This window comes from Sporosarcina psychrophila (genome assembly GCF_001590685.1).
Classification (GTDB): domain Bacteria; phylum Bacillota; class Bacilli; order Bacillales_A; family Planococcaceae; genus Sporosarcina; species Sporosarcina psychrophila.
The window spans coordinates 2295705-2309545 of record NZ_CP014616.1 but is presented as its reverse complement, the minus strand read 5'-3'; the positions used below and the strand labels follow the sequence as shown (position 1 = coordinate 2309545).

Below are 13841 nucleotides of genomic sequence, written 5' to 3'. Positions count from 1 at the left end.
TTGAATAATTCCATAAAAAAACGGCAGGCAGTTGCCATACCGTTTTTTCACTAGTGCACCTGAACAGTAAAGTTGTTTCATTCTATTTTTCACTTTAAAACACGAACTGTGCACAAGTCATCATACGTTAAATCTTCCCATAACTAAGGTATTGTAGTATAGGCCGTCGGAAAGGACTTTGTCATTTTCTAGAATGCCTTCGGTTTTAAAACCAAACTGTTTATAAAGGTTTATCGCTTTTTCATTTGTTTCAAGAACATTTAAGGTTATTTTTTTAATTCCATTTGAGTCAGTCCAAGCGATGGACTCTTTTAAAAGATTTTTGCCAATGCCATAGCCCCAATAATCTTTTAAAACACAGACACCAAATTCTACTTTATGAGCAAAACGTTTCAATTGATTTCCTTCACATCTTGAAAAACCGACAATCCTATCATGTACTACAGCAACTAAAAAAAGGTTCCTTTTATTTTCTATGTCTGCTTTGATTAATTGTTCAAAACCTTGTATATCTATGAAATCCTCACCTTTTTCTCTGTCAAGGTTTTGAGTTTCTTCATCAATCTGTAATCTAATTTCAGACAAAGCCCGAGCATCTTTATGTATTGCAGACCTAATTATATAGGTCGCCCCGTTAACATTAATTTCTTGCTTGTTAATTTTCATCGCGTATTCCCCTTCACCATTTATTTGTTCATCCATATCAATAATCTGCTCTGTTTTCGTCTACATATTATCATTATCGTTATAAACGATTTTATTGTAATTAAAGCTTCGAAAATCGTTGTTCTTCACAAAAAGCCAAATAAATTTATTTGGCTTTTTCAAATAGTAAGTAGCTGAGACTTTAGGAAATAAAATCCTGTATTCTATTCAAAGAGTTCATGAGGATAAGTAACGGAAACAGTGTAGCGAAAAAAATACGACTTCCCCAGACTGCATTCCAAAACTTCTCTCCCTTACGCAATTTTAAAATAAGAATAAGAATCGAAATGCTACTTGCAGTAAATAGAAACCAACAAAAATCTTTCTGCCGCTTTATTCCATAGTTCAATTCTTCAATTTTCCACAAATTATTTTCAGAAAATGATAAGGTAATGATATCCTTTTCTAGCCCAATTATATTAAATTTTTTTACGATTACACTGTCTTTTTGCTGTGAAACAATATCATAACCATTTGGTAAAAATGAAAGCTTGTAGACAGCAAGATATGACAGAGAGCCCACTATGATAATGAATAGAGTGAAGCCTAAAAGCGTTCTGATTTTATATTTTACTGAGGAATTCATTATTTTCATGCCTACCTTTATGCTGCACCATTATTAACAAAGTGAAATAATCAACTATACCAAGCTAGCGCTTTTCTATCAATCTCCAATGCTAGTTGTTCTTTTCCTTTAATGTATGATTCAATATCATAAGGAAAACGTTGAGACAGCTTCTCTTTTAAATCGCCATAATTTTGAGCAACATCTGGGTGTGCCCGTAAGTAATCCCGAAATGCAAGATGACGTTCAATTTCAGAATTCCCCCATTCATAAATATGAACATGATGAGTTCGATTGTCTCCTCCGTTTTGGAAGTATCGACGTTCGGGTATACCATTTTCCCCCTTTGGATCATAGCCAATGGCAACCATTGCCTTGTAAAATTCATCAATTCGATTAATGTCCCTCACTACCGGCATTATATCTATAATGGGCTTTGCCAGCAGTCCAATTACAGACGTGCTGCCGATATGGTGCACATCGATAATTTCAGAACCGAAAATCTCATGCAATTTATGGGACTCTTCTTCAAAGTTTGAAACCCATTGTTCATCATAAGGTTTAACTTCAACTATTCTCATTTAAATCTCACTTTCCGTCGTTCAATAAATCATTTTTTCTTATGGCTTTATTAAACGATGATGTTTATTCTGATGAACAGTATAAGAATTATAATAACAGAGGCTCATCTGTTCATTTATTAAATTATAGTCCCCGTTAACGAAAGAGGGTTCTTTCTTTCTCCTAAAAAATATTAGAATAATAGCCGCATAAATTACATCTTCATTGTGAAAAATAAGAAATAGTAAATAATATCATGATAATTAATCCTATCCCTGCTACTAGTAAATAGACTCCACTGACAGTGAAAAAAGATATCTCTAAAAGTTTACTAACTCTTTTTTTATTGATTTTCAAGCCTACCCATCCCCCTATTTAATCAAACAACGTCTCTTTATCAGGGGCCCTTGAAAATTCAAAAAGTGTTTTTATTTGTGACTCTATCACTCTATCTTCAGAAAGATCTGGTATATTGTTTTCAGAGAAAAACTGTATACCACTCGTTTCGATTCCGGTAGCTGGAATGCCTCCAACAATTTCACACTGAATAAAAACTTTATAATAATGATACGGTTGAGGAGGATGCGGATGTTTATTTTTATCGAACAAAGCAAGCAGTTTCGTAGGAACTACAACATAGCCAGATTCTTCTTTTATTTCCTTTATAATATTTTCAGACGGCGACAACCCTATATCGCAAAAACCACCAGGTAAAGACCATCTATTATCCATATTTTCTTTTACCATTAATATCGTATTATCTTTAAAAACTACTCCACGAACATCGACTTTAGGGGTTTGATAACCTGTTTCATTCATAAATAAATCCTTGATTTTTTGCATTTCTACCCCTGTGTGTTCTTCCATGATTTCTGCACTAATCATGCGTAATTCTTCATAACGCTCGATATCATACATGTCTTTTGAAAAGGTTAATCCTGATTGAGATATTGCTTGTATTCTCTTCGCCCATTCCAACCATTTAGTACTCATTAGTGACACCAATTTTCATAGAATCAATGAATTCTGTTACACTTTTAAAGATAGCATCAGGTTCAATCGTAAATTCCATTGAATGATAATCAGGTAACCATTGGACGCCTACAGTATGTACATTCGCTTGAACGCCAGCATCTATGTCTGCATCACTATCTCCGATAAATAGTGCCTCACTGCTTTCGACACCTAAAAGAGATAAAGCTTTTAATAACCCTTCTGGATCAGGTTTTGGTTTGTTCACATCATCCCCTGTTATGATGACTTCAAACAGCCCCTCCATCTGTAAAGCTTTCAAAGATATATCTAAACTTCTTTTTGCCTTTCCAGTAAAGATCCCAATTTTGAGTCCTACTTCTTTTAAGTGCTTTACTAGATCAACAATTTCCTTATGTGGTGTAACTAATTGGTTATGGCGTTCAGAGTACTTTGCATAGTACAACTCAATAGCTTCGTCTTTATTACTATTGGATAGGTTCTCTCGAATAATCCCAGTTTCTGACGGGCCAAACATTGCCTTTATTTCTTCTATGGAAATATCTCTACTATCAAACTCATTGAAGACACACTGAAAAGCATAATAACAAATGGGTAAGGTATTCGCTAAAGTCCCATCAAAATCAAATATAATCGCTTTGATAATCAACACGTCCTTCAATTCGATTTTCACACCACTATTCGCCCTGTTTAACGGTGGCAACATACGTACCACCTATAATATCGTGGATTCCTCTTTTATCTTCACGAAATATAAGGCTAGACTACCAATCCAGATTAGATACTCTGTCCCCACACTAATCCATCCTCGTAAAGTCAAACTCTTATTTACTATTGTACCCTAATTGAATGAATTGTTGGAATTAATACAGTGAAACGAACTCTTTTAATGAAAAAAGAGTTACCGATCAAATTAAATTGATCAGCAACTCTTTTATCCAACAATGATAGTACCACTTACCTCATTCTACCCCGCTCTCCAAAATCGAAAAAGTCCCCTTATCGCAATTGATCTTTGCCATCACACCGTAGGGCAAAACAATTTTTGGTTCTGTGTGGCCGAAATTCAAATTATAGAGAATCGGTAAATACTCTAAGCCATACTCTTTCATGACCTGAAGAATAACTTCTTTATAGGATTCATAATATTTTTCGTCCTGTGGTTTCCCAAAAACGATGCCATTTGCCATTTGAAGAATACCTTGTGCAGCATAATTACGCAACCAGTATTTTATAAAACTAGGTTCGGGCTTTTCCTCCGATGTTTCGAAGAACAGAATGCTGTCCTTCCAATGCTTCTGTTCGGGCCAAATCTCTGTACCCTTCGCGAATTCTAGTACTTCGATACACCCACCAATCAATCTTCCTTGTACAACTCCCGACCCTTGAAGCACTTCATATCCATGATTTGGTAGCATTTTCCGGCGTCTATTCTTATTCCTTTCATGCCATTCCAAACGCTCACTCGTCCATTTTAGAGCTGGTTTAATTTTACCGATAACATCATCAGAAAAAAGTATCCGCTTCAACATATCAATTGTATAGGAATCCATCTCAACGTTTTCAGCGAAATCAGTTAAAATCGCCGGACCATAAAAAGAAGATATACCTGCTTTATGGCAAAACAGATGAGTAATCGTCACATCAGAATAACCCATGAATATTTTCGGGTTTTTTCGTATTATGTTGAAATCAATATATGGAAGTAAACGAATACTTTCTTCCCCACCAATATTCGCAAAGATTCCTTTAATGCTCTTATCCTTAAATGCCGTCATTAGATCTTCTGCACGAGCCTGTGGATGTTCATAAAGGTACTCTGAACCTTTCAAACTATTCGGCATCGGGAGGACCTCAAGGCCAAAAATACTTTCTACTCTTTTAACCCCTTGGTCATAACGCCATCTAAGTTCTGAATCACCTGCCCCTCCCCAAGAAGGACTTACTGTTGCAATTTTATCTCCTGGTTGCAGTTTCTTTGGTTTTTTTAGCAAACTAATCCCCACTTTCCCCTGTTGTTATCAGTCTATGCAAAATATTGCTCATTATCAGCTTCAATCATTGAATAATCTTAAGGCCTATCGTAACTCATTACCCATATTATTACATCCTTTTTTTGCTTAGCTAGATAAGATTTTGCATCTTGGCAATCTGAACACATAGGTCTAGTGTACAATTTCAGTTACCTATTTTTACACTAAAATCCCCCTCTATACTAAAAAAAGCCATGCAGAATTTCCGCATGGCTTCATTCCTTTTACAATTTCACTTTTTGCAAGCGCAATGCATTCAATACAACGGACACCGAACTGAATGCCATCGCTGCCCCCGCAACCCAAGGGGCTAATAAACCAATTGCCGCAATAGGAATTCCGATTGTGTTGTAGAAGAATGCAAAGAATAGGTTTTGCTTAATATTGCGCATCGTTTTGCGACTCATAATAATCGCATCAGCTACACTATTAAGGTCTCCACGCATCAGTGTAATATCTGCTGCCTCTATCGCAATGTCTGTACCTGTTCCGACAGCCATTCCGATATTCGCCATCGCAAGTGCTGGCGCATCATTGATACCGTCCCCAACCATCGCAACTTTCTTACCTTGGTCTTGCAATTTTTTAATTTCATCACTTTTTTGTTCTGGTAACACTTCTGCAATGACATGAGATAGCCCAACTTGACGAGCTATTGCTTCCGCAGTTCGTTGGTTATCGCCTGTCAGCATGATTACTTCAAGACCCAATGCCTGCATTCTAGCAATGGCTTCTTTCGATGTTTCCTTCACTGTATCCGCGACTGCCACAATACCTGCAAGTTTATGATTCACAGCAATCAACATCGCTGTTTTCCCTTCACTTTCAAACTTTTCCATAGCAGCATTCGAGTCTGAAATAGCGATTTTATAGTCGTTCATCAATTTTCTAGTACCGACTAATACTTCTTTACCACTAACATTTGCCCGGATACCATAGCCCGGTAATGCTTCAAAATCAGACACGTCAAGTAGTGATAACCCTTTTTCTTTGACGCCTAAAACAATGGCTTGTGCTAAAGGATGCTCGGACTGATTTTCAGCTGTTGCAACTAATTGCAGCACTTCATCTTCTGTAAAGCCTGCTGTCACTGTAATATCTGTTAACGCAGGTTGACCTTTTGTCACTGTACCTGTTTTATCCAACACGACAGTGTCAATTGAACGGGTATTTTCCAAATGTTCTCCGCCTTTAAAGAGTAAGCCCATTTCAGCTGCCCTACCTGACCCTGCCATAATCGATGTCGGCGTTGCCAAACCTAACGCACATGGACAAGCAATAACTAGAATCGAGATTGTTGGTATCAATGCCGAACGGAAATCGCCTGGTGTTACAATGAAAAACCAGATTAGGAACGTTGCAACTGCAATAACGACAACAACCGGTACAAAGATACCTGAAATTTTGTCTGCTAAACGTTGGATTTCAGCTTTCGAACCTTGTGCTTCTTCCACTACTTTTACAATTTGTGCCAATGCTGTATCTTTTCCAACTTTTGTTGCTGTGATTTGCAATGATCCATTCTTATTGATTGTCGCACCAATGACTTTATCACCTGCAACTTTATCAACTGGGATACTTTCACCTGTAATCATCGATTCATCGATGGCTGAACGTCCTTCAATAATTTCGCCATCCACCGGAATCCTTTCACCAGGCTTCACAAGAATTGTGTCTCCCACGATAACTTCTTCAATCGGCAGTTCCATTTCAACGCTACCTCTTAGGACTCTCGCTGTTTTAGCTTGTAAACCTAGCAACTTTTGAATCGCCTGACTCGTTTTACCTTTTGCACGAACTTCAAATAATTTACCAAGTACGATTAATGTAATGATGACAGCGGACGCTTCAAAATATAGCTCGGGACTTCCAACTTTGCCATTATTCATCCATTCAATCGATAAATAAAGGCTATAGAAGTATGCCGCACTCGTACCCAGAGCAACCAATACGTCCATGTTGGCACTTTTATTCCGTAGTGAATTAAAAGCACCTTTATAAAATTGAGCGCCAATGATAAATTGAACAGGCGTCGCAAATGCAAGCTGAAGCCACGGATTCATTAGAATATGGGGCATATAAATAAATGATAAAAACTCAAAATGCGCCACCATTGTCCATAGTAATGGAATCGTTAAAATCAGTGAAATAATGAACTTTTTCTCTTGCTTTTTGATTTCTTGTTCCTTGTGATCCATTTTGTCTTTGCTATCTTGTTTTGGAATTAATTCATAGCCCATTTTCTTAACGGCCGTAATCATCTCTGTTGTTTCAACTTGTTTACTATCATATTCGACTGCAATTGTTTCTAGCGCAAAGTTAACACTTGCGTTGGAAACACCATCCATCTTGCCAATACGTTTTTCGATTTTCGTCGCACATGCCGCACAAGTCATACCTGAAATGTCAAAAGCTACTTTTTCTTGAACGACGTTAAATCCAAGTTTTTCAACTCTCGCCTTAAACTCATTGACATTTGTTTTAGCTGGATCGTAGACGATTGTTGAACTTTCCAATGCAAAGTTAACGTTTGCTTTCTCAACACCCTCTATTTTTGAGAGCCCTTTTTCAATGCGATTCGCACATGCTGCACAAGTCATTCCAGTAATTTGTAACGTTTTTTCAGACGTAGCCATTTGTCTCTCCTCCAATACTCGGTAGGGGTATATTTATTTCGAAAAGAAGGATCATACCAAAAAGTATAATCGTTTCTACTACTATATACCCCCACGTGGTGTAAGCTGACAGTCTATTCGTTAAACGAGTTCGTAGCCTTGCTCTTCAATCGTTTCCTTGATTTGCGCAAATGTAGTTGCATTGTCAAATTCTACTGATACTTCATTATTGCCAAGATCTACTTTGACTGTTGAAACACCCGTAAGTTCCCCAACGCTCGTTTCGATTGAATTAACACAATGATTACATGACATGCCTTCTACTTTTAACGTTTCTTTCAAATTAAAAACCTCCTGTTTTTGTTATTACCCTAAACTTACTATACCCCTGTTAGGTATGTCAAGCGAGGAGTATTTTTACTTCGTCATTGTTTTCATAACGTCCATCAATTCTTTAATAGCCGCATCACCATTCTGACCTTTAATGGCATTGACTACACAGTGATGTGTATGATCTTCTAACAAGGCTAAAGAAACCTTGTTCATGGCTGATTGAATCGCGCTAATCTGATGCAAAATATCGACACAATAGCGATCATTCTCGACCATTTGATGAACGCCTCTTACTTGTCCTTCTACACGTTTTAACCGGTTAAGAAGCTGTTGTTTATTTGGTTGGACTGTTGTTTTGGTTGATTCCTCCATGATTTTGCCTCCTTAAGCAGGTTCGCATACCCCGTACCCCTATATTAGCATTTTACTTGGTGTGGGTCAACGAGTTCGCTTTTTAGGTTATTTTCCTCAAAATAATGCTCGAATTTGAAAAAAGGTTCCCTTCTTTTGCTATGTTCACTATATTTTTCGGCTGCCTTAAATCGATCCGTCATCCCTGCAACTTTTCTTTCCACTACCTCAATGTACAGTTGCTGTGACGTCGTCAACTCCAGTTCATCGCCTTCACCCATATAATCTGCCATGACTGCTAGTTGCTTGGCATTTAATATTGATCCAAATGCGATTCCACCATTCCCTGCTAGTTTAACCATTTTCTCTAAACTAAATCCTCCTTCATCTCTTTAGTTACACGATAGGTGTTGCATGTTGCAAATCAGACTTTTCAATTTGAATCGTTGTATGCATGATTTTAAACTGCTTCTCGATTTGTTGAATCGCTTGTTGAAGTATGCGCTGTTCATCTTGATTATCCTCTATTAGCAGGTGGCAAGTAAGTGAATCCAATCCGGATGTAATTGTCCATACATGCAAATCATGTACATTGATAACTCCTTCGATCGCTTCTAATGTCTGCTTGACCTCTTGCTGATCAATTGTAATCGGTGTCCCTTCCATTAGAATATGAATCGTCTGTTTAATAATCCCCCATGCACCTTTTAGGATTAACAACGCCACGACAACACTGATAATTGGGTCTGCAACATACCAGTCAAAGAAGTACATAACAATCCCGGCAATAATCGCTCCGACAGAACCAAGTGCATCGCCAAGGACATGCAGATAGGCACTGCGTAAATTTACATTATCCTTCACATCGCCTTTGCTAATTAAAAACCAAGCACTAAGTAGATTGGCCGCTAACCCAATGAACGCAATGATAATCATCGAACCACTTGCAACAGTCTGTGGCTCAAAGAAACGTCCATACGCATGATAAACAATCATTCCTGCGATGACAAACAACGTTACCCCGTTAAATAATGCCGCTAAAATCTCAAATCGATAATAACCGTATGTTTTTTTAGGTGAAGCCGCCCGCGCAGCAAACCAAATTGCCACTAAACTTAGCGCCAATGACCCCGCGTCGCTCAACATATGCCCCGAATCGGCCAGTAAAGCCAAACTGTTCGTCAGCAAACCTCCAAAAAACTCTAACAGCATAATCCCGGCAGTAATTATAAATGCTATCGCAAGTCCTTTTTTATTTCCTTCTCTAGCGTGACTGTGATGATGTCCGTGGTCGTGATCATGCATGATAAATCACTCCTTATCTTTTAGTCGTTCTCCAGTATAACTGTCGAGCTACTCATTTATGTTTGGCTATAATTATGTAGATTACCCATATACATAATGGGGGTATAATTTATTTAAAAAGAATGATTATACCTAAAGGCATAATCCCCTAAACTACTTTCTACCCGTACATGACGTTTGAAACTGTTGATTTACTTATGTTGAAATTAGATGACGTTATAGCCTTCTTCAGTTCTTTGAGCATTATCAAACTCCACCACAACCTCATCACCACATACATCGACTTTGACAGAAGACACACCGATAAGTTTGCCAACACCACCCTCAATTGAATTGACACAACTAGTGCAAGACATCCCTTGTACTTGCATTAGACCCCTCATTTTGAACACCTCCTGTTTTATTAATGTTTTCAATTTACCATACCCCCATGCAGTATGTAAATCAAAGAATAAAAAGTCCATCCCTCATTATTTCGAAAAGGCTTACTATTAGTCTTCTAATACAATATCTTGTTTTTCAACCGTTATATAGAATAGCTCTAAAACTGTATTGGGGCGATGAAATCATACGGTTGTTTAAAATATGATAAGTCGACTATCTAGCAATCAAGGAACCTACATAATCAGCCGGTTTTCGGGCCGAAATTAACAATAATACATCTCGAATGGTAAAACCTAATTCATACGATGACTTCAAGTCATGAAATTGTCGGAACTCTTCCTCCATTTCGAATTTGCGAATGCTACACTGGATTAAATTGGTTTATCTGAGTAAATCAGATAAACAATATTAACAGTGAGTTGGAGGTTACTATCGGTATTGAAAATCAGACTTATGCATAAACATCAGTCATTCTACTCAGGTTGTAGTTTAAAGAGATCTTAAAAACATGTAAGAGGAGGCGTTCCATCTTGTCTACAAGTTCATTAATCAGTTTAAGCAGTACAGCACTTTATATATCCTTTTTTATCTACTTACTAGCAATTATTCCTTTAGGACTAGCAGTTAGGTCGAAAAGAAAGATATTTTCAATACTTGGAATAACACTGACTTGGGTAGGTTTCATTTTACAGATTATTTATTTTATAACTAGATGGTCTGTTGCCGGACATGCACCAGTTAGCAACCTTTATGAATTCATGACTTTCTTTGGCATTATGCTCGTTGGAAGTTTCCTGATTATGTATTATTTATATCGCCAAAGTGTAATTGGACTCTTTGCTCTTCCGATAGCACTGCTAATTCTGGGCTATGCAAATGCATTTTCGAAAGATATAACGCCCCTTATTCCCGCTTTGCAAAGTAATTGGTTAACAATACACGTACTAACAGTAGCCTTTTCTAGTGCGGTATTGTCCATATCTTTTGTTACAGGTATTATCTACCTTTTAAAAATAGTTAATCCAACTGAAAAAAGCAAGAATACATTCTGTTTGGAGCTCGTCATGTATTTTATGGTAGTTGTATTGGGCTTCATTCTAATGACTAGCACATTTAATGCAGTCGGTTATACTAAAAATCTTCAATTCGAAAATCATAAATCTGAGGTGGACGTTTATAACTATAAATTACCAGCCATTACCGTTCCTAAAAACTCAGTGGTTGTCCAATCAGTGGATGCGAATTCTTATGAGGCTGTCGATCAAAAAAACGGTATTATAGAGATTCCAAACTCGATTGATGCATTAAAATTGAATACAATAATATGGTCATTCCTTGTAGGGACTGTGCTCTACACAGTGATTCGTCTTTTCACGAAGCGAAAAATCATTTCTCTACTCAAACCACTTACTCATAAAGTAAATGCGAACTCTATGGATGAAATTACTTACCGAGCAGTCATCATTGGTTTTCCTTTGTTCACACTTGGTGGACTGATATTCGCTATGATTTGGGCCCAATTTGCTTGGAGCCGTTTCTGGGGGTGGGACCCGAAAGAAATTTGGGCTTTAATCACCTTCTTATTTTATGCCACAATGCTACATTTAAGGGTAGGGAAAGGATGGGAAGGAGAAAGAACTGCTTGGATGGCAGTCATTGGTTTTGGAATAATTATTTTCAATCAAGTCTTCGTGAACCTTGTAATTGCTGGGCTGCATTCATATGCTTAATAAAAAATATTGATAGATCGAGTTATGTTACTCACTAAACGAAAAAACGATTCCCCATTTCAACATGGTGGAATCGTTTTTTTTAACAGTTTGTTGAATTTAATTGTTAACTAAATTAAATCTCTAAATAGTAAATCAGACGATACAGGTTTCAATCCTATTTCTCTAGACCAAACAGATAATTGTCCAATATGATGAATTTCATGTGATAGTATATGTGTAATTATTTTATCAAACGAGAATGAATTAGTAGTACCATTTCTACTCTTTACTACCAAAGTTCTATCTTCAGATTCAGACGTATGTGATTTTATGAAGCTCTCTGTTGCTGCTTTGGTTAGATTAGAAAATGACTTAACATCATTAAGGCTTGATATTCTATTTATATCTTTAATGATGACTGATGTACCTTGCATTTGATTAACCCATATTTGTTCGCAGTCAATTACATGAAATAGATTATGTATTATGCTCTGCATACCCCCCATACGTTTTTTAGTGAGTTCTTCGTATGGAATGGTTTCACACCACTTAAACCAGTCTTCTCTGATTTGCCAATTATACTGAAACATATTTATCAATTAAATCACTCCAAACTTTTTCAACGCGAACTCAATTCCATCTTCACTTGACTTTTTAGTTACGAAATCTGCAATTGTTTTTATTTTTTCATTCCCATTCCCCATAGCTATACCAAGTCCTACTAATTCCAACATGTCTATGTCATTCTCTCCATCACCAAACGCAATAGCCTCTGATTTATCAATGTCGAAATACTCTAAAACTTTTATAATGGCTAATGATTTAGATACTTCTTCTTGTAGTACATTCAATACATAAGGATGCCATCTCTTAAATGTTAGATACGGAAAATTTTGAATATATTTCTCAACCATTTCGTCAGTTGCATACAAACACATTAAGTAAACCTCTTGATTATAAATCAGTTTATTTATTGTAGGATAGTTATTCAATGATAGAGTTTCCTTCAACGCTTTTACTATTTCAGTATCTTTTACACCATTCATGCTAAAATCTTCAGTGAAGAATGAAAGACCTTGATTCTCTGTGTAGGAAAATTCAACGACATCTTGAATCACATTTTTATCCATCGGCACTTTATGAATAACCTGGTGATTGTGTTTGACATACGCTCCATTCGCAGTGATGAACGTATCTATTCCTAGTGCTTTTATTTCTTCGCACATAGATAATGGTCTTCCTGTTGCCGCTACTACCCTTATTCCTTTGTTCACTAATGCTTTGACTGCTTCTTTAGTATTAATTGAAATACTCCCATCTTCATGGTGCGTTATTGTTCCATCAACATCGAAAAACACAATTTTGTAAGCCATAAAAATCCCCTTCAGTAGCAGTAAGTTGAAAAGCGAGAAAATTGACATTAAATCATACTATACGTTTTTGGATTAAGCTGCTGTTGCAGTAACTAATGATATACTTCGAAAATCTTAAAGCCATTTCAATTCTCTGCTCATCAGAAGTGAAAAACTCGATCCCAGCACCTTTACGAACATTTATTGCTTCCTTAATTATCTGATGCCATTCCTCTGGTAGATGCAGCAATCCATACTCGCCAGCACCAAGTTTTGATAGTACGTTATGTTCTTTTAAGGTATAATATTGGCGTAACAATCCGAGAATCGACCATTCAATTTCAAAATCAATCTCTTCAGCTGATAGATGAAGTAACTGTCCCAATGAACTCTCAATTCTTTGGATCCGTTGTGCCCAATACGTATTCATATTTTCATGTACATAAGAAACTAAGAGCTGTGGATCAACTTCAAATCTTAGCGCAGTTGGTTCTGGACCTAAAATGCTAATTCCATTCGTTTTCAGTATCCACCAAGTGATAGAGTTAAAATAAGCACCATAACTCAATTCACCATCGTTATAGAAAGGATAAATATTATCATCAGCTTCTAGTTTACCAATATCCTCCCAAAGAACATAGACTCCATCCATTTCTGGTTTTTGATAGTTACTGGCAATAATACTATGAATTTCGGCTAATACTTCCACTTCTTCTCCTGACAAACGGCGATTTATTATTGCAATAAAATCAATATCACTTGAATCATTCACATAGGCATTCAGTGCAATTGATCCTTGGATATAAAATCCTTCGAGTGTGTTTGGTAAACGCTCATGAAACAAGGCGATGTAGTCCTTTAGAATGGTCTGTACAACAACTGGTAATTGCTGCATCAAGTTCTCCCCTTAATAAAAATGCATAATTCTCCAC

General features: G+C 36.8%; 16 protein-coding genes. 1 reads left to right on the top strand and 15 read right to left on the bottom strand.

The window, feature by feature from the left end; genetic code table 11:
- Nucleotides 1–120: 120 nt before the first annotated feature.
- The 12 genes from AZE41_RS10945 to AZE41_RS22175 form a co-directional block, all read right to left on the bottom strand.
- On the bottom strand, nucleotides 121–666 hold the full coding sequence (locus AZE41_RS10945; RefSeq protein ID WP_067209199.1) for a GNAT family N-acetyltransferase: 546 nt from the start codon (nucleotides 664–666) through the stop codon (nucleotides 121–123).
- A gap of 181 nt (nucleotides 667–847) precedes the next feature.
- Nucleotides 848–1291, bottom strand: a complete 444-nt coding sequence (locus AZE41_RS10940) for a hypothetical protein (RefSeq protein WP_067209197.1) — start codon at nucleotides 1289–1291, stop codon at nucleotides 848–850.
- 50 nt (nucleotides 1292–1341) lie between these two features.
- The gene (locus tag AZE41_RS10935) at nucleotides 1342–1851 is read right to left on the bottom strand and encodes a GrpB family protein (RefSeq protein ID WP_067209194.1); all 510 of its coding nucleotides are present in this window, start codon (nucleotides 1849–1851) and stop codon (nucleotides 1342–1344) included.
- Nucleotides 1852–2206: 355 nt separating this feature from the next.
- On the bottom strand, nucleotides 2207–2824 hold the full coding sequence (locus AZE41_RS10930; protein ID WP_067209191.1) for an NUDIX hydrolase: 618 nt from the start codon (nucleotides 2822–2824) through the stop codon (nucleotides 2207–2209).
- Nucleotides 2814–3470: an HAD family hydrolase gene (locus AZE41_RS10925; protein WP_067213942.1), complete on the bottom strand. Its 657-nt coding sequence runs from the start codon at nucleotides 3468–3470 to the stop codon at nucleotides 2814–2816. The genes AZE41_RS10930 and AZE41_RS10925 overlap by 11 nt, the downstream gene beginning before the upstream one ends.
- A 316-nt stretch (nucleotides 3471–3786) precedes the next feature.
- Nucleotides 3787–4818 (bottom strand): S66 family peptidase, encoded by a 1032-nt coding sequence (locus AZE41_RS10920; protein ID WP_067209189.1) that lies wholly within the window; start codon nucleotides 4816–4818, stop codon nucleotides 3787–3789.
- A 263-nt stretch (nucleotides 4819–5081) separates the two neighbouring features.
- Entirely contained in the window at nucleotides 5082–7493 is a 2412-nt protein-coding gene (locus tag AZE41_RS10915; RefSeq protein WP_067209187.1) for a heavy metal translocating P-type ATPase, read from the bottom strand.
- 120 nt (nucleotides 7494–7613) lie between these two features.
- Nucleotides 7614–7814, bottom strand: coding sequence for a copper chaperone CopZ (gene copZ / locus AZE41_RS10910; RefSeq protein WP_082786566.1), 201 nt, complete (start codon nucleotides 7812–7814; stop codon nucleotides 7614–7616).
- A gap of 75 nt (nucleotides 7815–7889) precedes the next feature.
- Complete coding sequence (locus AZE41_RS10905; protein ID WP_067209184.1) at nucleotides 7890–8177, bottom strand: metal-sensitive transcriptional regulator; 288 nt, start codon at nucleotides 8175–8177, stop codon at nucleotides 7890–7892.
- Between the two features lie 44 nt (nucleotides 8178–8221).
- Nucleotides 8222–8518 carry a hypothetical protein gene (locus tag AZE41_RS23535; protein ID WP_067209181.1) on the bottom strand — a complete coding sequence of 99 codons (297 nt, stop codon included), beginning with the start codon at nucleotides 8516–8518 and terminating at the stop codon, nucleotides 8222–8224.
- A 34-nt stretch (nucleotides 8519–8552) separates the two neighbouring features.
- Complete coding sequence (locus tag AZE41_RS10895) at nucleotides 8553–9461, bottom strand: cation diffusion facilitator family transporter (protein ID WP_067209179.1); 909 nt, start codon at nucleotides 9459–9461, stop codon at nucleotides 8553–8555.
- Nucleotides 9462–9667: 206 nt separating this feature from the next.
- On the bottom strand, nucleotides 9668–9844 hold the full coding sequence (locus tag AZE41_RS22175) for a cation transporter (protein ID WP_082786565.1): 177 nt from the start codon (nucleotides 9842–9844) through the stop codon (nucleotides 9668–9670).
- A 531-nt stretch (nucleotides 9845–10375) separates the two neighbouring features.
- Here AZE41_RS22175 and ccsB point away from each other — a divergent pair.
- Nucleotides 10376–11575, top strand: coding sequence for a c-type cytochrome biogenesis protein CcsB (ccsB, locus tag AZE41_RS10890; protein ID WP_067209177.1), 1200 nt, complete (start codon nucleotides 10376–10378; stop codon nucleotides 11573–11575).
- Nucleotides 11576–11685: 110 nt separating this feature from the next.
- Here ccsB and AZE41_RS10885 read toward each other — a convergent pair whose 3' ends face one another.
- Genes AZE41_RS10885 through AZE41_RS10875 form a run of 3 tightly spaced genes read right to left on the bottom strand, consistent with a single transcriptional unit; the run spans nucleotide 11686 to nucleotide 13804 of the window.
- Complete coding sequence (locus AZE41_RS10885; RefSeq protein ID WP_231885834.1) at nucleotides 11686–12147, bottom strand: DinB family protein; 462 nt, start codon at nucleotides 12145–12147, stop codon at nucleotides 11686–11688.
- A 9-nt stretch (nucleotides 12148–12156) separates the two neighbouring features.
- Complete coding sequence (locus AZE41_RS10880; protein WP_067209172.1) at nucleotides 12157–12930, bottom strand: Cof-type HAD-IIB family hydrolase; 774 nt, start codon at nucleotides 12928–12930, stop codon at nucleotides 12157–12159.
- A gap of 52 nt (nucleotides 12931–12982) precedes the next feature.
- The gene (locus tag AZE41_RS10875; protein WP_067209169.1) at nucleotides 12983–13804 is read right to left on the bottom strand and encodes an aminoglycoside adenylyltransferase domain-containing protein; all 822 of its coding nucleotides are present in this window, start codon (nucleotides 13802–13804) and stop codon (nucleotides 12983–12985) included.
- Between the last annotated feature and the right edge of the window lie 37 nt (nucleotides 13805–13841).